The sequence below is a fragment of the Gordonia sp. KTR9 genome (genome assembly GCF_000143885.2).
GTDB lineage: Bacteria > Actinomycetota > Actinomycetes > Mycobacteriales > Mycobacteriaceae > Gordonia.
This window is the reverse complement of sequence record NC_018581.1, coordinates 3,003,672-3,023,690: the sequence shown is the minus strand read 5'-3', so window position 1 is coordinate 3,023,690 and position 20,019 is coordinate 3,003,672. Positions and strand designations below refer to the sequence as shown.

Here is a 20,019-nt window from a genome sequence, read left to right as displayed (position 1 = left end):
CAGCGACGAGCCGTGTCGAAGCGACCGGGGCCGGTGCGCTAGCCGCCCGCGGTTCCCGACGGCACCGTCGACGCGGTCGAGCTCGCCGGGACGCTGGCCGGTCCGTAGACCAGCCGGTTGATGGCGACGATCGCACCGTTCTCGGGCGTGGGCATCGGATCCGGTGTCCGCGGGAACGTCACGGTCGAGGTCGGCGCGGGCATCGGGGCGTCGCCGCGGAAACCGAGCTCGGTGAGCAACCGGAGTTGCTCCGGCTCCGAGGCGAACTCGATGAACTCGGCAACGGCATCGGTTGCCGAGTCGGTCACCGCGGGACCGGACAGCCGGACCACCGGGTAGTCGGCGATCGGCGTTGGACCGGACGGGATCAGTTCCGCCAGCCGCGCGCGGTCGTCGCCGCGGGTCATCTGGAACAGGCGCTGTTCGGTGATGGGAACGACGTGGATGCGGGCCCGCGCCGCGTCCGGCGCGTCGGCGATGACCGTCGCCGCGCCCTGTGGCGTCCCGTCCGGAGAGAGGGGGGCGCCCTCGAGCATGGCGCGCACGCTGGAACTCACCCGCGGCGACTGGGCGTCGGCGGTGGTCAGCGGCCCGGTGGTCCGGGTGACACGCGTCGCGACCGCCTGGGCGGCCAGCGCGCTGGCGTCGGACTGCGCCCCGATCGGCATCGCCATCCGCAGCGACCCCCAGCCCTGGAGGCCGAAGTCGGTGAGCGAGTTGTCCCGCCGCTGCAGGGTGGGGATCTGAGACCAGTCGAGTCGCCCGGCCAGGGCGCCGTTGAGTTCGGGAGACACGGCCAGCACGACCGGTGTCGAGACCAGGGAGCGGGTGTTGCCCTCGATCGCATCCGGCTTCGCCGCCGCCAGATCTGCCGACCACACCGACGACTGCGGCACCCAGGCGGCGGGATAGGCGCCCATCGACTCGGTGTCCCATGACCCCGACAAGCCGTCGAGCGTGATCTTCGCGTCGCCCGGACGGACGTCGACGGTGACGCACTTGTCGCGCACGACCGGATTGGTCTCCCCGAAGTTGCGGGCGACCGCGGCCAGCCCCGGCGCGATGTCGGGATCGGCGATGATCGGGACCGACTCGCGACCCTCGACACATTGGGCGGCGGCTTCGTCGGCCTGACGATCGATCTGATCACCGAGGTCCTGCCACGTGACGACAACGGCCGCGACGAGCAGGACCGACAAGAGGGTGGCGACGACACCTCGGCTCACGCCGCGGCTGCGGATGCTCTCCCCGCCGCTACTCCGGTGATGTGCCAACGCCGATGCCCTCCCTGCTCGGTGCGACCCTCGCCCGGTCGGCCGTGGCGACCCGGTGCGCAGTGCAGGGTACGACGATACGCCGTGCCGATCCTCGGTGGATCGGCACGGTCGTATCGCCTATGTCGGAACGCGGTCGCTCAGCCCGCCGGGTTGGCCGCCTTGTACTCGCGGCGCCGTCGGTGCAGGATCGGCTCGGTGTAGCCGCTCGGCTGCGTCGTGCCCTCGAGGATCAGTTCCTTGGCCGCCTGGAAGGCGATGTTGGAGTCGAAGTCCGGCGCCAGCGGACGGTAGGTCGGGTCGCCGGCGTTCTGACGGTCGACCACGGGGGCCATCCGCTCGAGCGAGGCCACGATGTCGGACTCGCCGACGATGCCGTGACGCAGCCAGTTCGCCAGCAGCTGGCTCGAGATCCGCAGGGTCGCACGGTCTTCCATGAGCGCGACGTCGTGGATGTCGGGCACCTTGGAACAGCCGACACCCTGGTCGATCCAGCGCACCACGTAGCCGAGGATGGACTGGCAGTTGTTGTCGAGTTCCTGCTGCTTCTCCTCGTCGGACCAGTCGGTCTTCGGCGCGAGCGGGATGGTGAGGACGTCCTCGACCCGGGCGGGATCGCGCTTGGCGATCTCGTCCTGGCGCTCGAAGACGTCGACGAGGTGGTAGTGCAGCGCATGCAGCGTCGCGGCCGTCGGCGACGGCACCCACGCGGTGGTGGCGCCGGCCTTCGGATGCCCGATCTTCTGCTCGAGCATGTCGGCCATCAGGTCGGGCATGGCCCACATGCCCTTGCCGATCTGTGCCTTGTGCTGCAGGCCGGCGTGCAGGCCCGTGTCGACGTTGAAGTTCTCGTACGCACCGATCCAGGTCTGCTGCTTCATCTCGGCCTTGCGGACCATCGGCCCGGCCTCCATGGAGGTGTGGATCTCGTCGCCGGTGCGGTCGAGGAAGCCGGTGTTGATGAACACGACGCGCTCCTGGGCGGCCTTGATGCACGCCTTGAGGTTCACGGTCGTGCGGCGCTCCTCGTCCATGATGCCGACCTTGAGTGTGTTCTCCGGCAGGCCGAGGACCTTCTCCACGCGGCCGAACAGCTCGACGGTGAAGGCGACCTCGTCGGGACCGTGCATCTTCGGCTTCACGATGTAGACCGAACCGCTCCGCGAGTTCTGCAGTCCCTGGTCGCTCATTCCGTGGATGCCGATCAGCGAGGTGATCAGGCCGTCGAGGATGCCTTCGGGGACCTCGTTGCCGTCGGCGTCGAGGATGGCGTCGTTGGTCATCAGATGTCCGACGTTGCGGACGAAGAGCAGCGACCGACCGTGCAGATCGAACGTGGTGCCGTCCGGGGCGGTGTACTCGCGGTCGCCGTTGAGCACACGGGTGAAGGTCTTGCCGCCCTTGGAGACCTCTTCGGCGAGATCGCCCTTGTTGAGGCCCAGCCAGTTGCGGTAACCGATCACCTTGTCCTCGGCGTCGACCGCGGCGACCGAGTCCTCGAAGTCCATGATCGTGGTGATGGCGGACTCGACGACGACATCCTTGATGCCGGCCGGGTCGGTGGAGCCGATGGGCGAGGACGGATCGATCTCGATGTCGAGGTGTAGTCCGTTGTTGCGCAGCAGGATCGAGGTCGGCGAGCCGGCATCGCCCCGGTATCCGACGAACGCGGTCGGATCGGCGAGGGTCGAGGTCTTGTCGCCGTCGAGCGTCACCTGCAGTGCGCCGTCGACGACCGCGAACGCACGTACGTCGGTGTAGCTGCACTGTTCGAGCGGCACGGCTTTGTCGAGGAAGTCCTTGGCGTAGGCGATGACCTTGTCGCCGCGGACCTTGTTGTAGGACGAACCCTTCTCGGCTCCGTCGGACTCGGGGATCGCGTCGGTGCCGTAGAGCGCGTCGTAGAGCGAGCCCCACCGTGCGTTCGAGGCGTTGAGCGCGAAGCGCGCGTTGAGGATCGGGACCACGAGCTGCGGACCTGCGGTGTCGGCGATCTCGCGGTCGACGTTCGACGTGGTGATCTGGAAGTCGGCCGGGACCTCGGCGAGGTAACCGATTTCGGTGAGGTACGAGGTGTACTCGTCGAAGTCGGCGGTGCCGGGGGTGAGATCGGCGTCTTTGTGGTCACGGTGCCAGGCGTCGAGCTTGGTCTGCAGTTCGTCGCGGACGGCGAGCAGCTCGCGGTTGCGCGGGGCGAGATCGGCGATCACCGATGCCGCGCCGGCCCAGAAGGCATCCGCATCTACACCGGAACCGGGCAACGCCTCGTTGTTGATGAAGTCGTGCAGGACGGTGGCGACCTGCAACCCGTTGACGGTGATCCGGTCAGACATGGCAGCCTTTCTCGAGCGAATGACGACGCATACATGCTACTCGTCGGTAACGGCGCTCGGCAGGCGCCTCCCGTCACGAGTGGTGTGCGCGCTCCGCGAGCTCCGTACACAGGTCGAACAGCCGAGACCGCAGGGTCGCTCCGCGTTCGGCGATCGCCGATTGCTCGCGGACGTACTCGGCGCGGCCCGCGGGTGTCTCGATTCGGACCGGTGAATACCCGAGATCGCTGAGATCGTAGGGACTCGCGCGCATGTCGAGGTCACGTGCCCGGAGGGCGAGCGCGAAGCAGTCGAGCGTCAGGTCCGACGGCACGAGCGGCGCGAGAGTGAAGCAGTACCGGTAGAGGTCCATGGTCGCGTGCAGGCACCCCGGTTGCTCGTGCTCGATCTGTGACGCCCGGGTCAGCATGGTGTCGTTGTGCGGCAGCGCCGGATCGGTGAAGAACCGGAAGGCGTCGAAATGCGTGCACCGCAACGGCATGGACTCGACGACCGCGTCCGTCCCGGCCGGTCCCAGACGCAACGGCATGTCGTGCCGGGTGTGGTCGGTGCGATAGACCATCGCCCACTCGTGCAGCCCGAAACACCCCAGCCGGGCGGGCCGCCGGGCGGTGGCGCCGAGCATGTCGACGGCCGCCGCGAGTGCGTCGGCCCGGCTCCGGAGGTAGAACTCGCCGACGTGCACGCCGGCCTCGGTCTGCTCGTAACCGCGCAGACCGAGGAACTCCTCACCTTCCTCTAGAGTCACGCCGAAGCCGGGATGCCAGCGCAGTACGTGTGCGGGGCGTGACGAGTAGTAGGTGAACAAGAAGTCGATCACCGGATGCCGCGCACCGCGCCGCCGAGCGTCGAGGTAGGGGCCGATCAGGTCGTCGACCGCCCGACGATGCGCGTCGCGCCGGGATCGCCAGGCCCCGCCGGTGAGGAGGGTGGCGTCGCGAACCGGGCCCGGGGAGGGCAGTCGCGTGCTCGCCATCGCACTCACACCCGATGGGTCTCGTCGCGGACGTTGCCGACGAATTCCTCCACCAGATCGGCGAGGGGAACGATGCCGATGGTGCGGCCGCTGTCGTCGACCACGGCGCCCAGGTGCGAACTGGAACGACGCAGCACGCCGGTGGCCTCGTCGAGTGGCGTGGTCGAGTCGATCACCGGCAGCGGCCGGATCTTGTCGACGCCGATGATGGTGTCCGGTCCGATGTGCTCGTCCAGGATCTCGTCGAGCACGTCCTTGAGGTGCAGGTAACCGGTGAAGGTGCCGTCGGGTCCGCGGACGGGGAACCGGGAGAATCCGGTCTCGGTGACCGCCTTCTCGACGGCGCCCAGTGTGGGCCCGATGCCGCCGGTGCCGGACACCTGTACGCCGACACTGCGCATCTGTTCCAGCGGGATCATCACCTCGGATACCGTGCGGCCGACGGATTGCAGGGCGCGGGTGAGGCGTTCGTGCTCCTCGGCATCGAGGAGGCCCTCCTGCTTGGACTCGCCGACCATCTCGGCCAGCTCGCCCAGCGACACCGTCGACTCCAGTTCGTCCTTCGGCTCCACGCGGAGCAGTCGCAGCGAGATGTTCGCCGTCCAGTTGTAGAAGGCGATCAGCGGCCGGACCAGGCGGATGAACAGCAGGTGCGCCGGTACGAGCAGCATCGCCGACGTCTCCGGGCCGGCGAGCGCGATGTTCTTCGGCACCATCTCACCCAGCAGGATGTGCAACACCACGACGAGCGACAGCGCGATGGCGAACGAGATGGGGTGCAGCAGGGCGTCGGGAACGTGCGCGAGATGCAGCGGCGCCTCGATGAGATGCGCGACCGCGGGCTCGCCGACGCGGCCGAGCAGGATGGAGCAGATCGTGATGCCGAGTTGTGCACCCGCCAACATGAGCGACAGCCGCTGGCCGGCGTAGATCACGGTGCGCGCACGGGTCTTACCGCTCTCGGCGAGTGCTTCGAGGCGGTCGCGTCGTGCCGAGATCAGGGAGAACTCGGCACCCACGAAGAACGCGTTGCCGGCGAGGAGGACGACGGTCAGTCCGACCGCCCACAGATCACCCATGTGGGTCCTCCTCCTGAGTTGTCGGCGTGTGGATGTCCTGGCCGGCGGCCCCTTGTACGTCGTCCTGCTCCGCGGGCGCGGGCCGGATCGCGACGACATCGACCCGGCGCCCGTCCATCTGTGTCACGGTCGCACGCCAGGCGACGTCCGGGCCGCGATCGGGGGACTGGGTGGTGTCGTCGTCGGTCTCGCCGCCGGGTGAGCGGCGCGGCAGGTCCACCACGTCGTCGACGGCGGGAATGCGACCCAGGCAGTACATGACGAGCCCGCCCAGCGTGTCGTACGGACCATCGGGCGCATGGTAGCCGGTGGCGTCGTAGAGCTCGTCGATCCGCAACAGCCCGGCGCACAGGAAACCGTTGCCGTCGACGGCCACGTCGGCGCGTTCGTCGTCGTGCTCGTCGGTGACATCGCCGAGGATCTCCTCGATGAGGTCCTCGGTGGTGACGATCCCGGCGGTGCCCCCGTATTCGTCGATCACCACGCACAGTTCCATGCCGTCGGCGCGGATCCGCTCCATCAGCGCGTCGCCGTCCAGGCTTGCCGGCACGCGTGGGACCGGCCGGGCGATCGAGGTGACCGACGTGGTGGCCTGCCGTTCCGGCGGGACGGTGAACGCCTGCTTGATGTGCACGACCCCGACGAGGTCGTCGAGGTCGCCGTCGATCACGACGGGGAAACGCGAGTGACCGGTCCGCGACGATGCCATGACCAGGTCGCGGACGGTGTCGGCGCGGTCGAGACAGTCGATCGTGACGCGGGGGGTCATCAGGTCTTCCGCGGTGAGCTCGCCGAAGCGCAGTGACCGGTCGACGAGGGTTGCGGTCTGCTGGTCGAGTGCGCCGCGACGTGCCGAGTTCCGCACGAGCGACACGAGTTCTTGAGGCGACCGCGCCGAGGCCAGCTCGTCGGTCGGTTCGATGCCCAGCCGGCGCACGATCCAGTTCGCCGCGCCGTTGAGTCCGTCGATCGCCCAGCGGAACACCGCGGAGAACACCGTCATCGGGCCCGCGGTTGCTCGTGCCACCGCCAGCGGCTTCGAGATCGCCAGGTTCTTCGGGATCAGCTCGCCGAGCACCATCGACAGTGACGTCGCGATGACCAGCGCGAGGATCAGCGACGTCGCCGAGGCGACCGCCTCGCCGACCCCCAGTGCGTTCAGCGGCGGCCGGAGGATCCGGGCGAGGACCGGTTCGGCGATATAACCGGTGATCAGCGTCGTGATGGTGATACCGAGCTGGGCGCCGGAGAGCTGGAACGAGAGGGTGGAGTGCGCGCGCTGCACCATCCGCGCACGCCGGTCCCCGCGATCGGTGACGTCGGCGGTGATGGTCGAGCGCTCCAGCGCGGTCAGCGAGAACTCGGCCGCCACGAACAGGGCGGTTCCCAGGGTCAGCGCGATGAACCCGACGAGACTCGCGATCAGGAGCAGGATCTCCACGTCACCACCCGCCCGGCAGGGGCCGTCCTTCGGCGAAACCGGCGGGCGACTGGATCCCCAGCACCACCTTGTCGTGCAGCTCGCTCAGATTTCGGGCGCCCGTGTAGGTCGCCGTGCTGCGCACACCGGCGCAGATGTGATCGATGAGGTCCTCGACTCCGGGACGCTCCGGGTCGAGGCGGATCCGCGAAGTCGAGATGCCTTCCTCGAACAGGCTCTTGCGTGCGCGGTCGTAGGTGCTGTCGCCGCTGGACCGCGCGGCGACGGCCCGCTTCGAGGCCATCCCGAAGCTGACCTTGTAGGGGCCGTGCGCGTCCTCGAGAAGGTCACCCGGTGACTCGTGCGTACCGGCGAACCAGGAGCCGACCATGACGTTCGACGCGCCGGCCGCCAAGGCCAGGGCCACATCGCGCGGGTGTCGAACGCCGCCGTCGGCCCATACGGCCGCACCGTGCCCCGCGGCGACCGAGGCGCATTCGGCGACGGCCGAGAACTGCGGGCGCCCGACGCCGGTCATCATCCGCGTCGTGCACATCGCCCCGGGGCCGACTCCGACCTTGATGATCGATGCCCCCGCGCTGATGAGATCGAGGGTGCCCTCGGCGGACACGACGTTTCCGGCGGCGATCGGGACGCCGAGGTCGGCGTCGGCGACCGCGGAGAGCGCGGTGAGCATCTTCTCCTGGTGACCGTGCGCGGTGTCGATGACCAGCAGGTCGGCACCCGCCGCGACCAGCGCGCGAGCCTTGCCCACGACATCGCCGTTGATGCCGACGGCCGCTGCGATGCGCAGTGAGCCGGCGGAGTCGACGTTCGGCGAGTAGATCGCGTGCCGCAGGGCCCCCACGCGGTTGAGGACCCCGGCGAGCCGGCCGTCGGGTTCGACGAGCACGGCCAGGCCGAGGTGCAGATCACCGAGTGCGTCGAAGACCTCGCGGGGCGGGGTCTCGACGGGCAGCGTCACGATGTCGGGGTCGGCGACCTCGCGCACCCGTGCGAACCGGTCGACATCGCGGCAGCGCTTCTCGGTGACGACACCCACCGGTCGGCCGTCCTCGACCACGACGGCCACCCCGTGCGCACGCTTCGGGATCAACGCGACCGCGTCGGTCACCGACGCCCCCGGGTCGAGGATGACCGGGGTGTCGGCGACCAGATGCCGCGACTTCACGTACTGGATGGACGCGGACACCGCCTCGATGGGCAGGTCCTGGGGGAGCACCACGAGCCCACCGCGGCGGGCCACCGTCTCGGCCATCCGCTTGCCCGCGACCGCCGTCATGTTCGCCACGACCAGCGGAATCGTGGTCCCGCTGCCGTCCGAGGTCGACAAGTCGACGTCGAAGCGCGAACTGACGTCCGACCTGCCCGGGACGATGAACAGATCGTCGTACGTCAGATCGTGTGTCGGCCGGTGGCCTTCGATGAATCGCACTGAGTTCGCAGGCTCCTATTCGGTCACTTCCGAGCGGTCCCCGCTCCACAGTGTGTGGAACGTGCCTTCTTTGTCGATGCGCTGGTAGGTGTGCGCGCCGAAGTAGTCGCGCAGGCCCTGGGTCAGTGCGGCGGGCAGGCGTTCGGCGCGCAGACCGTCGTAGTACGACAGCGACGACGCGAAGGCCGGCACCGGGATACCGAGCAGGGTCGCGGTCGAAACCACCCGGCGCCAGCTGTCGATGCCGACCTCGACGGCCTCGCGGAAGTACGGCGCGAGCAGCAGGCTCGGGAGTGCCGGATCGTCGTGGTAGGCCTCGCGGATGCGGTTGAGGAACTGCGCCCGGATGATGCAGCCGCCGCGCCAGATGGTGGCCAGTGCCCCGCGGTCGACGTCCCAGCCGTATTCGGCGCTGCCGGCGGCGATCTGATCGAAGCCCTGGGCGTAGGCGACGACCTTCGAGGCGTACAGGGCGGTCTTGATGTCGTTGACGAAGGTCTCGCGGTCGGCGGGGGCCGAGCCGAGATTCCCCGCCGACAGACCGCGAGCGGCGACGCGCTGGTCGGTGGCGCTCGACAGGGCGCGGGCGAACACGGCCTCGGCGATGCCGGTCGTCGGGATGCCCAGATCGAGCGCGGACTTCACGGTCCAGCGGCCGGTGCCCTTCTGGCCCGCGGCGTCGACGATGACATCCACGAGCGGCTTGCCGGTCTCGTCGTCGACCTGGCTGAGGACCTCCGCGGTGATCTCGATCAGGTAGCTCTCGAGTTCGGTGGTGTTCCAGTCGCGGAATACGTCGGCGATCTCCGAGACAGGCATGTCCAGGGCTTTGCGCATGAGGTCGTAGGCCTCGCCGATCAGCTGCATGTCGGCGTACTCGATGCCGTTGTGCACCATCTTGACGAAGTGGCCGCTGCCGTCGGGGCCGATGTGGGTACAGCACGGCTCGCCGTCGACCTGGGCGGCGATCGACTCGAGGAGCGGTCCGAGGGACTCGTAGGACTCGACGGGACCGCCCGGCATGATCGACGGGCCGTTGAGCGCCCCCTCTTCGCCACCGGAGATCCCGGCGCCGACGAAGTTGAGTCCGCGGGCGGACATCGCGGCCTCGCGCCGGATGGTGTCGGTGTAGAGGGCGTTGCCGCCGTCGATGATGATGTCGCCGGGCTCCATCGCGTCGGCGAGCTCTTCGATCACCGCGTCGGTGGCGTCGCCCGCCTTCACCATGATCAGCACCCGGCGCGGACGCTCGAGGGCGGCCACGAACTCGGCGACTGTCTCGGTGCGGATGAAATCACCGTCACCGCCGTGGTTCTCGAGCAGCGCGTCGGTCTTGGCGATGCTGCGGTTGTGCAGCGCGACGGTGTACCCGTGCCGGGCGAAGTTGCGTGCGATGTTCGAACCCATGACGGCCAGGCCGGTGACACCGATCTGGGCCTTCGCGGAGGGAGACGATGAGTCGACGTTGTTCATGCCGACAGCCTATTGCCTCGGTGTCCGAACCGGCGATCTGCCTCCACGTGTGACCGCGGTCCGATTTCTGTCGGGAGTCGGCTGTCGGGGAGTCGGGTCGTCAGAATGCCGACATGAGGCGGTTGAGCTCGGTCAGCCACGGGATCGCGACCGCAAGGGTCGGGAGGACCAGGATCGCGGCCGCCGCGACATAGGCGCCGGCGGCGACGGCCCGGGCGGGACGGTCATCGCGGAGGCGATGGACACGTGTCAGGGTGGTCGGCCCGCCGACCGCCATCGCACCGCGCGGCGCCACCGCGTCGGCACAGGCGACCAGGGCACGACCCAGCGTGGTCGGGGCGGTCGCCCGAACGGCCTGGTCGTCGGCCAGTGCCTCGACGAGCAACTCGGCCGCGCCGAGCGCGGAACTGCTCCGCACGAATCGGGGGAACGCCTCGTGCAAGGCGATGAAGGCCTCGAGCACGAGGTCGTGCCGAGCGCGCAGGTGGGCGCGCTCGTGGGCGATGACCGCGACCAGTTCGTCACGGGTGAGGCGGTGCACCACGCCCTCGCTGACCACGACGCGCTGTCGGAGTCCGGGCAGGCAGTAGGCGAGTGGTTGCTCCACGTCGATCATCCGGACGTCGCGGGCATAGAGGGGGTCGTCGGCGTCGTCGATCCGGTCGCAGCGGTCGAGGATGTCGATGAGCTGGCGGTGCGCCTTCCGGCGGGCGCGGGTGCGTACACCGACGCGGATCACCGTGTAGAACAGGCGCGCGCCGACGAGGAGGGTCAGGACGAATACGCCGACGCAGAGGAGCCACAGCGGCAGGCCGAGCCGTTCGATCTCGCGGACCGGGTGAGTGGTCGGGGTGCCATCCGGTCCGATCACGAGGATGTTCGCCGCGATCGCCAGGCCACAGCTGAACGCCGACAGCACGGCGGCGAGGGCAATGGCCTGCCACAGCGTCATCGCCGCGCGTGGGGCTCGGATCGGCCAGCGTGCCCGGGACAGTGCCTCGGGGACGGGTCCGGCGAGCACCAGGCTGACGATGCCGAAGAGCAAGGCGGTCATCTGGTGATTCCTAAATGTGGGCTGCGAGTGGTGGTGCCGCGAATCTAACCGGTGTCGCTTGTTCCTCGTGCGGCTTCGAGCTCATCGAGTGCGGAACGGAGGGCAGCCGCCTCGTCGGCGCCGACGCGTCCGACGAACGACACCAGTGCCGCGTGTCGGGAGCCAGGGGCGTCGGCCTCGCTGAGGGCGTCGACCATCAGGCTGGCGACCAGGTCCTCCCGCGGATGGGTGGGGACGTACTTGTGTGCCCGGTCGTCCCGGATCTGGGTCACCAGATTCTTCTTCGCCAGTCGCTGCAGGACCGTCATGACGGTCGTGTAGGCGAGGGAGCGGTCCCGCGACAGCGCGGCATGAACCTGCCGCACGGTCTGCGGGGTCGAACTCTCCCACAACGTGTCCATCACAGCGCGCTCGAGGTCGCCCAGGCCATTCATCTTTCGCATTTTACTGCTGTGCCTCCGTTTGTGGGTCCGCTGGATACCCAGTTGTTGCGTGCCGGTGTGCCGAGCGACGCCCTTGCGGAGCGGCACGCCGTTGACGTGGCCATTTCCCCGGCGCTTGACACGTTGGTAAGGCTAGCCTACATTAAGTGTCACGTCGGACCGCGCGAGAGTCCTGAGGGCTGCAGAGACCCCCGGTCCACGGCACGGAAGGCCCCGCATCTCCCAGAGGTGCGGGGCCTTCCGGTATCTACGGGGACAACGTCGGAGGGTGTGTCCCGTGTTCCCGGCGGCCTCCCCGGTCGCGAGCCGACCGCTGTCGCGACGCACGGAGCCGCATGCGACTGTTGACGGCATGACTGCGAACAGTGCGGACGGTGTTCTCCGGGATTCATTCGGCAAGGGCCTCGACGGCGTCCTGGGCCTCGAAGTCGTCGAGGCGGGTCCTGACCGGATCGTGGCCACGATGGAGATCACCGAGAGTCATCATCAACCGTTCGGGATCGTGCACGGCGGGGTCTACTGCGCGGTCGGCGAGAGCGTCGCGAGCATGAGTGGCTTCCTGTGGCTGCAGGACTCCGGGATCGGTGGGACCGCCGTCGGGGTGAACAACAACACCGACTTCCTCCGGTCGGTCCGCGCGGGCACCGTCACCGCGACGTCGACTCCGATCCACCGGGGCCGACGTCAGCAGTTGTGGGCCGTCGACATGGTCGACCAGGACGGCGCGCTGCTGGCCAAGTCTCAGGTGCGACTGCAGAACATCGAGGTCAAGTAGGCCGCTGAGGCCCGCGTCACCCCCGGGCGGCTCGGCGCGCCTACCCCGCCCCGGCATGGCAGGATGACTCGTACTGCCCGGCCGGACCCATTCGAGACGACCGTCCGGCCGAACACTTTCGAGGAGCGCTCCCGGTGCGATTGTCGCCGCATGAACAAGAACGGCTGTTGATCTCTTACGCGGCCGAACTGGCCCGCCGGCGACAGGCACGGGGTCTGAAGCTCAATCACCCGGAATCGGTGGCTCTGATCACCGACCACGTCCTCGAAGGCGCGCGCGACGGCCGTTCGGTGGCCGAGTTGATGACCTCGGGACGCGAGGTGCTCCGGCGCGACGACGTGATGGACGGTGTGCCGGAGATGCTGCACGACGTCCAGGTGGAGGCGACCTTTCCCGACGGCACCAAGCTGGTGACCGTGCACGACCCGATCGCCTGAGAGTCGTCGATCGAGACCAGTGGCGGGTCGGTCCTTGCCGGACCCCGTCCCGTTCACCGAACCGCAGCATTCCAGAGAGGACCGAGATGTCGGGTACTCATTCCACCGGCCCGCGATCGACGATCGTGCCGGGCGAGGTCATCGCCGTCGAGGGGACCATCGAACTCAACGCGGGTGTCGACGCCGTGGAGCTTCGTGTCGTCAACTCCGGTGACCGCCCCGTGCAGGTCGGCAGTCACGTGCACTTCCCGCAGTCGAACGACGCACTCGTCTTCGACCGTGTCCGCGCACATGGCCGTCGGCTCGACATCCCGGCCGGCACGGCCGTGCGGTTCGAGCCGGGTATCGAGATGACCGTCGGTCTCGTCCCGCTCGGCGGCACCCGGGAGGTGTACGGGATCACCCTCGATCCCCCCGGTGCCTGCGGTCCGGTCGACGCCGTCCGCAGCGACGAGAGTGAGTGACGCATGGCCATCCTGGGACGCGACCGCTACGCGCAACTGTTCGGCCCGACCACGGGCGATCTGATCCGGCTCGCCGACACCGACCTGCTCATCGAGGTCACCGACGACCTCTCGGGTGGGCCCGGGCGCGCCGGGGACGAGGCGGTCTTCGGCGGCGGCAAAGTGATCCGCGAGTCGATGGGACAGAGCCGGGCGACTCGCGCCGACGGTGCCCCCGACACGATCATCACCGGTGTCGTCGTGCTCGACCACTGGGGAATCATCAAGGCCGACCTCGGGATCCGGGACGGCCGCATCGTCGCGATGGGTAAGGCGGGCAACCCCGACACCATGGACGGGGTGCATCCGGACCTGGTCATCGGACCATCGACGGAGATCATCGCCGGCAACGGCAAGATCGTCACCGCCGGTGCCATCGACTGCCACGTGCACTTCATCTGTCCCCAGATCATGGACGAGGCGCTGGGCAACGGGATCACGACCGTGGTCGGTGGCGGGACGGGACCGGCCGAGGGCAGCAAGGCGACCACCGTGACGCCCGGCGCCTGGCACCTGGCATCGATCCTCGCCGCGACCGATCACTGGCCGATGAACATCGCGCTCCTCGGCAAGGGCAACACCGTCAGCGCCGAGTCGATGCACGAGCAGATCCGGGCGGGCGCATCGGGTTTCAAGCTTCACGAGGACTGGGGCAGTACGCCCGCTGCCATCGACGCCTGCTTGCGGGTGGCCGACGAGACCGGCGTCCAGGTCGCGTTGCACTCCGACACCCTGAACGAGGCGGGATTCGTGGAGACCACGCTCGGGGCGATCGCGGGCCGGGGCATCCACGCCTACCACACCGAGGGAGCGGGCGGTGGTCACGCGCCGGACATCATCACCGTCGCGGCCTATCCGAATGTGCTTCCGTCCTCGACGAATCCGACTCGCCCGCACACGGTGAACACGCTCGACGAGCATCTCGACATGCTGATGGTCTGCCATCATCTCAACCCGACCGTGCCGGAAGATCTCGCCTTCGCCGAGAGCCGGATCCGTCCGTCCACGATCGCCGCCGAGGACCTCCTGCACGACCTGGGTGCCATCTCGATGATCGGGTCGGATTCGCAGGCGATGGGCCGCATCGGCGAAGTCGTGCTGCGAACCTGGCAGACCGCGCACGTCATGAAACGCAAACGCGGGTCACTCCCCGGCGACGGCCGGGCCGACAACAATCGTGCACGGCGTTACGTCGCGAAGTACACGATCTGCCCGGCGCGCGCGCACGGCTTCGACGACGAGATCGGTTCGGTCGAGGTCGGCAAGCTCGCCGACCTGGTGCTGTGGGATCCCGCGTTCTTCGGGATCCGGCCGGATCTGGTCATCAAGGGCGGCGCCATCGCCTGGGCGGCGATGGGCGACGCCAACGCGTCGATCCCCACGCCGCAGCCCGTTTTCCCGCGGCCGATGTTCGGCGCCGCACCGAAACTCGCGGCCGCGACGTCGGTGAGCTTCGTGGCCCCGGGGGCCGACGCAGACCTCGCGGGCCGGATCGGGGTCGACCGCAGGCTGGTCCCGGTCAAGAACACCCGGGGTGTCGGCAAGGCAGACATGATCAACAACGACGCATGCCCGACGATCGAGGTCGATCCCGACACGTTCACCGTGACGGTCGACGGTGAGGTGTGGGAGTCCGAACCAGTCGCCGAACTCCCCATGGCGCAACGGTATTTCCTGTTCTGATGCGTTCCGACGACACGACCACGGTCACCTCCGCGCCGCTGGCGATGATGCTCGCGCTGGCGGATTCCCGGCTGCCGGTGGGCGGGCACGTGCACTCCGGCGGTGTCGAACAGGCGATCACCGACGGATTCATCCGCACCGCAAGCGATCTCGCGGCCTTTCTGTACCGCCGGGTGACCACGAGCGGTCTGGTCGCGGCCTCGGTGGCGGCCGCGGTGGCCGACGGCGTACTCGAGGTGCCCCGCGCGCAACGTGAGACCGACGCGCGCACACCGTCATCCGCCGCTCGGAAGGCCTCGCTGGCGCAAGGGCGCGGCATGGTGCGGCTGGCACGCCGGATGTGGCCGGACACCGATTGGTCGGCCCACCGGCCGTCGACGCACCTTCCGGTCATCAGCGGGTCCATCGGCGCGGTGTCCTCCCTGTCGGGATTCCACACCGCGCTGATCCTCGTCTACACCACGATGAGCGGGTCGGCGACCGCCGGTCAGCGGTTGCTCGCACTCGACCCCGCCGACGTGTCGATCATGATCGCCGAGCTCGGCGCCGAATGCGAACGAGTCGCCGCCGAGGCCGCGGTCGGTCTGGCGGACCTGTCCGACCCGGTCCTCGACATATTCGCCGAACGTCATGAGCGGCAACCGATGCCGCTCTTCATGTCCTGATCCCGCGACCTCGCGCAGCCGCACGTCGCGAACCGAGAGGAGTCCTCATGCCCCCGCATCTCATCGACGGGCAGCCGCACACCCACGACCACGACCGGCCGCGCCGCAAGCGCGAACCCGGTGAGGCCCTGCGCATCGGCATCGGCGGCCCGGTCGGGTCCGGCAAGACCGCGCTGGTGGCCGCGTTGTGCCGGCAGCTCCGGGACGAGCTGTCGGTGGCCGTGCTGACCAACGACATCTACACGACCGAGGATGCCGACTTCCTGCGCCGCAACGCCGTTCTGCCCGACGAGCGGATCACCGCCGTACAGACCGGCGGATGCCCCCACACCGCCATCCGTGACGACATCACCGCCAACCTCGACGCCATCGACGATCTCGTCGAGGCCAACCCGCCGCTGGACCTGATCCTCGTGGAGTCCGGCGGCGACAACCTCACCGCCACCTTCTCGACCGGGCTCATCGACGTCCAGATCTTCGTCATCGACGTCGCCGGCGGCGACAAGGTCCCGCGCAAGGGCGGCCCCGGCGTCACGTTCTCGGACCTGTTGGTGATCAACAAGATCGATCTGGCCGAACGCGTCAACGCCGACCTCGAGGTCATGCGCCGCGACGCGGCGAAGGTCCGTGACGGCCGCCAGACCGCGATGATCTCGCTGACGGAGGATCCCGCGGCGACCGACGTGCTGGCGTGGGTCCGGACTCAGCTGGCGGCCCCGGTCGTCGCCGGGTGACCATGCGCACCGAGGTCGACATCGTCGCCACGGTCGACCGCGGCGTGCGTCACCGGGCGGTCGGGGGACTGGGCGTGCGGGTCACCGCTCCCGGCCACGTGCAGCTCATCGGTACGGCCGCGACGCCGCTGGGCGGTGACGAGATCGTGGTCCGCATCGAGGTCGAACCCGGTGCACATTTGCGGGTGGGCAGCGTCGCGGCGACCATCGCACTACCGGCCCGCGACCGTGTGGACTCGTCGGCCCGGTGGGAGATCCTGGTCGGCGACGGCGGCCGTCTGCGCGTTGATCCGCAGCCGACCGTGGTCGCCGGCGGCGCGGTTCACCATTCCGACATCGCGGTCGGTCTCGCGTCCGGCGCCACCCTCGATCTGCACGAACACGTCCAGATCGGCCGGGCGGCCACGATGACGGACACGACGCTGGCCGACCGTGATCGGGCGGGCACCTGGACAGGGGGACTGCGCGTGGACACCGACGGCGAGGTGGTGCTGGCGCATCGGCTGCGGCTGGGTCACGGCACACCGGCCGCAGCTGCCGGCCACCGCGCGGCGAGCAGCGTCTTCCGCTACCCGGACAATCGGCCGGGGGTGGTGCACGCGACCGAGTTCGCCGCGCGCCTCCAACTGGCCGGTGGTGCCAGCCTCACCAGTGCGCTCGGGGCGTCGGTCAGCGCTGCGCGCCGGCTGGCCGACGACCTCGAGCTCGACGCACTGGCCGTGGTGTCGTAGCCCTCCGCGGTCAGCAGGCCGCGGAGGGTCAGCTGGCCTCGGCCTCGGATTCGTTGCCGTCGGCGTCTTTGCCCTCGGTGGGTACCGACCCGGTGGTCCCGGGGCCGGTCGAACCCGAGTCCACGGTCCCGGCGTCGGTCTTCGCGGGTTCTGACTCCGAGGTCGTGCCGGCCTTCTCCAGGGCGGACAGCTGGCCGATCGCGGTTCGCGCATACACCTGCTGCTCGGTCACCGCGAGCTGCGATCGACCGCGCGTGGTGAACGCGAAGAACCAGTTGATCAGCGTGTTCAACCGGTTGCGGAACCCGACCAGATACACGAGGTGCAGCGCGAGCCAGCCGAGCCAGGCGAAGTAGCCCTCGGTCTCGAACGTCTTCTTGATACCCGGGATCGGGACCTGCATCACCGCGGAGTACCGCGAGATCGTCGCCATCGAACCCTTGTCGTAGTAGCTGAACGGCTTGCGCTGGTCCGGGGTCTGGCCCTTCAGCTCGGCCTTGATGGCGTCGGCCGCGTAGCGACCGCCCTGGATCGCGCCCTGTGCGACGCCCGGCACGCCGTCGACCGCCATCATGTCGCCGACCACGAACACCTCGGGATGGCCGGGGATCGTGAGATCCGGCAGGACCTTCACCCGTCCGGCGCGGTCGAGTTCGACGCCGGACTGTTCGGCGAGCTGCTGTCCGAGCGGGCTGGCCTGCACGCCGGCCGACCAGACCTTGCACTGGGATTCGATGCGGCGGGTGGTGCCGTCCTTCTCCTTGACGACCAGACCGTCGTAGTCGACGTCGACGACCATCGCGTTGAGCTGGATCTCGACACCCATCCGCTCGAGCCGCTCCGCGGCCTTGCCGCCGAGCTTCGGACCGAACGGCGGCAGGACGGCCGGTGCGGCGTCGAGCAGGATCACCCGGGCCTCGGTCGGGTCGATGTTGCGGAACGCGCCCTTGAGTGTCTTGTCGCTCATCTCGGCGATCTGCCCGGCCAGCTCGACCCCGGTGGGGCCGGCGCCGACGACCACGAAGGTCAGCAGCTTGGCGCGCTCGGCGGGGTCGTGGGACAACTCGGCCTGCTCGAAGGCGCCGAGGATGCGGCCGCGCAGCTCGAGGGCATGGTCGATGGTCTTCATGCCGGGTGCGAACTCGGCGAAGTGATCGTTGCCGAAGTAGGACTGGTCGGCGCCGGCGGCCACGATCAGGTCGTCGTACGGGGTGACCGTGATCCGTTCGAGCAGCCGGGAGGTGACGGTCTTGGCGTCCAGGTCGATGTCGTACACGTCGCCCATGAGCACGGCGGTGTTCTTCTGCTTGCGCAGGACGACGCGGGTGGCCGGCGCGATCTCGCCCTCGGCGACGATGCCGGTCGCCACCTGGTAGAGCATCGGCTGGAACAGGTGATGCGTGGTCTTGGCGATCAGCGTCACGTCGACATCGGCCTTGGCCAGTCGCTGGGCGGCGAACAATCCGCCGAAGCCGGACCCGATGATGACGACTTTCCGGCGGGTCGTGGCTGCTCCAGTGGGGGCCTGGACGGCGGGGCTGCTCATCTCCAGACATCTCCTTCTACGTCGTTGGGCGACGGTCGTGCGGGACTTCGGCGGACCGGGTGGGGGCGCTACCCGAGGTGACGGTGCAGCGCCGGGGCCGGAGTACGACCGTGCATGTTCTCAACGGTAGTCAATGATGATCCGATGGGCGCGGCCAGAGGGGTGTTGTGCTCACGCGGTGAGACCGCCGGCCGACGACCAGCGCTGCGATCGCTGCTGCCAGTCGGCGCGCAGGATCTCGTACTCGACCTCGGAGCGGTCCCGGTCCGGGTGGATGGTCAGCAGGTCGGCCGAGTCGGCCGCGTCGTCGCAGAGGTGGATCGCGCAGAGCGTCATGCCCAGTTTCTCCATCACCCGCCGCGACGACGCGTTGCGGGCGACGGTGCTGGCGAAGACCCGTTCGGTCCCGAGGTGGTCGAACGCGAAGGCGACGAGGGCGAACGCCGCCTCGGTGGCCAGCCCGCGACCCCACACCGTGCGGCGGAGGCGGTAGCTCAGTTCGAGTTCGGCCCGGCAGCTGTGCCGTGGGGTGCGCAGCGAGATCCAGCCGAGGAAGGCGGTCGTGGCGGGGTCGCAGAGAATCCAGGTGCCGGTGCCGTACTTGCGACGCTCGGTCTCGGCACGGGGGAGCATCCAGTCCTCGATCACGGCGCGCGGGGTGGCCGCACCGCCGCTCACATAGCGCATGACCTCGGGATCACTGTCGAGGTGGACGAGCTCGTCGACATCGACGGCGGACACCGGGCGCAGCCGAGCCCGTACCGTGTCGATGTTCACCCGAGCCCCTCACCGCGCGCCGGGGGTGCGCGCACCGATTCGCCTGTGGTTCTGACCCCCGGCGAGTGAGTCTACGGTCTGGCCGTCGGTGACTCCGGCAGTTCGCCGCACGCGTGTCCCGCACTAAGATCTGCGCCGTGGCCCTCGACCCAGACGCCCTCGATCCCGACGCCCTCGATCCCGACGGGCACGCAGCCGGTTCTGCCGGGCCCGACTATCACCTCGACGTCCCGGTTGCGCTGCGGTGGGGTGACATGGACATCAACAACCACATCAACAACGTGCAGATCTCCCGGATCTTCGAGGAGAGCCGCGTGCGTTCGTTCATCGAATGGATGCCCGACCGCCCGCGGCGGTTCTCGTTCCTCGTCGTCCGCCACGACATCGAGTTCTCCGCTCCCGTCCACTACTCGCCCGACCCCGTGCACGTCCGCACGTGCATCGGACGCGTCGGCCGGTCGTCGTTCGTCATGGCCCTGCGCCTGTTCGACCAGTCCGGGACGTTGTGCGCCACCGCCGAGACCACGATGGTCGTCGTCGACCCGGACACCGGCCGACCGACCCCGATTCCCGACGACGCCCGGGGACTTCTGTCGGCACGGCTCGGGGAACCGGTGCGGTTCCACACACCCCGGTCGGACGTCGCGGGTTGACCGGCCC

At 69.0% G+C, this 20,019-nt stretch carries 19 protein-coding genes; 8 read left to right on the top strand and 11 right to left on the bottom strand.

The features are described 5' to 3' along the window. Positions 1-38: 38 nt before the first annotated feature. The 9 genes from KTR9_RS14465 to KTR9_RS14425 form a co-directional block, all read right to left on the bottom strand. Complete coding sequence (locus tag KTR9_RS14465; protein ID WP_014926983.1) at positions 39-1,274, bottom strand: substrate-binding domain-containing protein; 1,236 nt, start codon at positions 1,272-1,274, stop codon at positions 39-41. Between the two features lie 140 nt (positions 1,275-1,414). Continuing rightward, positions 1,415-3,607, bottom strand: coding sequence for a malate synthase G (locus KTR9_RS14460; protein ID WP_014926982.1), 2,193 nt, complete (start codon positions 3,605-3,607; stop codon positions 1,415-1,417). A gap of 73 nt (positions 3,608-3,680) precedes the next feature. Continuing rightward, entirely contained in the window at positions 3,681-4,583 is a 903-nt protein-coding gene (locus tag KTR9_RS14455) for a hypothetical protein (RefSeq protein ID WP_044507957.1), read from the bottom strand. Between the two features lie 5 nt (positions 4,584-4,588). Continuing rightward, a complete protein-coding gene (locus KTR9_RS14450; protein ID WP_010843814.1) occupies positions 4,589-5,662 on the bottom strand; it encodes a hemolysin family protein in 1,074 nt (357 codons plus the stop codon). After that, the gene (locus KTR9_RS14445) at positions 5,655-7,103 is read right to left on the bottom strand and encodes a hemolysin family protein (RefSeq protein ID WP_014926980.1); all 1,449 of its coding nucleotides are present in this window, start codon (positions 7,101-7,103) and stop codon (positions 5,655-5,657) included. The genes KTR9_RS14450 and KTR9_RS14445 overlap by 8 nt, the downstream gene beginning before the upstream one ends. Position 7,104: 1 nt before the next feature. Beyond that, a complete protein-coding gene (locus tag KTR9_RS14440) occupies positions 7,105-8,538 on the bottom strand; it encodes a GuaB1 family IMP dehydrogenase-related protein (RefSeq protein ID WP_014926979.1) in 1,434 nt (477 codons plus the stop codon). A gap of 15 nt (positions 8,539-8,553) precedes the next feature. Next, a complete protein-coding gene (gndA, locus tag KTR9_RS14435; protein WP_010843817.1) occupies positions 8,554-10,011 on the bottom strand; it encodes an NADP-dependent phosphogluconate dehydrogenase in 1,458 nt (485 codons plus the stop codon). A 100-nt stretch (positions 10,012-10,111) separates the two neighbouring features. Further along, the gene (locus KTR9_RS14430; protein ID WP_014926978.1) at positions 10,112-11,065 is read right to left on the bottom strand and encodes a M56 family metallopeptidase; all 954 of its coding nucleotides are present in this window, start codon (positions 11,063-11,065) and stop codon (positions 10,112-10,114) included. Between the two features lie 44 nt (positions 11,066-11,109). Continuing rightward, a complete protein-coding gene (locus tag KTR9_RS14425; protein ID WP_010843819.1) occupies positions 11,110-11,508 on the bottom strand; it encodes a BlaI/MecI/CopY family transcriptional regulator in 399 nt (132 codons plus the stop codon). A 352-nt stretch (positions 11,509-11,860) separates the two neighbouring features. On the opposite strand from KTR9_RS14425, the gene KTR9_RS14420 reads away from it, so the two are divergent. The 7 genes from KTR9_RS14420 (at position 11,861) to KTR9_RS14390 (ending at position 17,036) form a co-directional block, all read left to right on the top strand. Then, complete coding sequence (locus tag KTR9_RS14420; RefSeq protein ID WP_010843820.1) at positions 11,861-12,283, top strand: PaaI family thioesterase; 423 nt, start codon at positions 11,861-11,863, stop codon at positions 12,281-12,283. A 134-nt stretch (positions 12,284-12,417) separates the two neighbouring features. Continuing rightward, positions 12,418-12,720: an urease subunit gamma gene (locus KTR9_RS14415; protein WP_004022149.1), complete on the top strand. Its 303-nt coding sequence runs from the start codon at positions 12,418-12,420 to the stop codon at positions 12,718-12,720. 86 nt (positions 12,721-12,806) lie between these two features. Continuing rightward, the gene (locus KTR9_RS14410; protein ID WP_014926976.1) at positions 12,807-13,184 is read left to right on the top strand and encodes an urease subunit beta; all 378 of its coding nucleotides are present in this window, start codon (positions 12,807-12,809) and stop codon (positions 13,182-13,184) included. A 3-nt stretch (positions 13,185-13,187) separates the two neighbouring features. Beyond that, positions 13,188-14,906: an urease subunit alpha gene (locus tag KTR9_RS14405; RefSeq protein WP_010843822.1), complete on the top strand. Its 1,719-nt coding sequence runs from the start codon at positions 13,188-13,190 to the stop codon at positions 14,904-14,906. Beyond that, positions 14,906-15,571, top strand: coding sequence for an urease accessory protein UreF (locus KTR9_RS14400; protein WP_014926975.1), 666 nt, complete (start codon positions 14,906-14,908; stop codon positions 15,569-15,571). The genes KTR9_RS14405 and KTR9_RS14400 overlap by 1 nt, the downstream gene beginning before the upstream one ends. Before the next feature lie 47 nt (positions 15,572-15,618). Next, on the top strand, positions 15,619-16,305 hold the full coding sequence (ureG, locus tag KTR9_RS14395; protein WP_010843824.1) for an urease accessory protein UreG: 687 nt from the start codon (positions 15,619-15,621) through the stop codon (positions 16,303-16,305). A 2-nt stretch (positions 16,306-16,307) separates the two neighbouring features. Then, complete coding sequence (locus KTR9_RS14390; protein ID WP_014926974.1) at positions 16,308-17,036, top strand: urease accessory protein UreD; 729 nt, start codon at positions 16,308-16,310, stop codon at positions 17,034-17,036. A 28-nt stretch (positions 17,037-17,064) separates the two neighbouring features. On the opposite strand, the gene KTR9_RS14385 is transcribed toward KTR9_RS14390, so the two are convergent. Both KTR9_RS14385 and KTR9_RS14380 read right to left on the bottom strand, forming a co-directional pair. Continuing rightward, a complete protein-coding gene (locus KTR9_RS14385; RefSeq protein ID WP_014926973.1) occupies positions 17,065-18,582 on the bottom strand; it encodes an NAD(P)/FAD-dependent oxidoreductase in 1,518 nt (505 codons plus the stop codon). 171 nt (positions 18,583-18,753) lie between these two features. Then, positions 18,754-19,359 carry a GNAT family N-acetyltransferase gene (locus KTR9_RS14380; protein WP_010843827.1) on the bottom strand — a complete coding sequence of 202 codons (606 nt, stop codon included), beginning with the start codon at positions 19,357-19,359 and terminating at the stop codon, positions 18,754-18,756. A 137-nt stretch (positions 19,360-19,496) separates the two neighbouring features. On the opposite strand from KTR9_RS14380, the gene KTR9_RS14375 reads away from it, so the two are divergent. Continuing rightward, positions 19,497-20,012 carry an acyl-CoA thioesterase gene (locus KTR9_RS14375; RefSeq protein ID WP_044506760.1) on the top strand — a complete coding sequence of 172 codons (516 nt, stop codon included), beginning with the start codon at positions 19,497-19,499 and terminating at the stop codon, positions 20,010-20,012. Positions 20,013-20,019: the final 7 nt, after the last annotated feature.

Coding starts and splice junctions, on each gene's coding strand:
- KTR9_RS14460 (WP_014926982.1), bottom strand. CDS start 3,607: ATGTCTGACCGGATCACCGTCAACGGGTTGCAGGTCGCCACCGTCCTG.
- KTR9_RS14455 (WP_044507957.1), bottom strand. CDS start 4,583: ATGGCGAGCACGCGACTGCCCTCCCCGGGCCCGGTTCGCGACGCCACC.
- KTR9_RS14450 (WP_010843814.1), bottom strand. CDS start 5,662: ATGGGTGATCTGTGGGCGGTCGGACTGACCGTCGTCCTCCTCGCCGGC.
- gndA (WP_010843817.1), bottom strand. CDS start 10,011: ATGAACAACGTCGACTCATCGTCTCCCTCCGCGAAGGCCCAGATCGGT.
- KTR9_RS14430 (WP_014926978.1), bottom strand. CDS start 11,065: ATGACCGCCTTGCTCTTCGGCATCGTCAGCCTGGTGCTCGCCGGACCC.
- KTR9_RS14425 (WP_010843819.1), bottom strand. CDS start 11,508: ATGCGAAAGATGAATGGCCTGGGCGACCTCGAGCGCGCTGTGATGGAC.
- KTR9_RS14420 (WP_010843820.1), top strand. CDS start 11,861: ATGACTGCGAACAGTGCGGACGGTGTTCTCCGGGATTCATTCGGCAAG.
- KTR9_RS14410 (WP_014926976.1), top strand. CDS start 12,807: ATGTCGGGTACTCATTCCACCGGCCCGCGATCGACGATCGTGCCGGGC.
- KTR9_RS14405 (WP_010843822.1), top strand. CDS start 13,188: ATGGCCATCCTGGGACGCGACCGCTACGCGCAACTGTTCGGCCCGACC.
- KTR9_RS14400 (WP_014926975.1), top strand. CDS start 14,906: ATGCGTTCCGACGACACGACCACGGTCACCTCCGCGCCGCTGGCGATG.
- ureG (WP_010843824.1), top strand. CDS start 15,619: ATGCCCCCGCATCTCATCGACGGGCAGCCGCACACCCACGACCACGAC.
- KTR9_RS14390 (WP_014926974.1), top strand. CDS start 16,308: ATGCGCACCGAGGTCGACATCGTCGCCACGGTCGACCGCGGCGTGCGT.
- KTR9_RS14385 (WP_014926973.1), bottom strand. CDS start 18,582: ATGAGCAGCCCCGCCGTCCAGGCCCCCACTGGAGCAGCCACGACCCGC.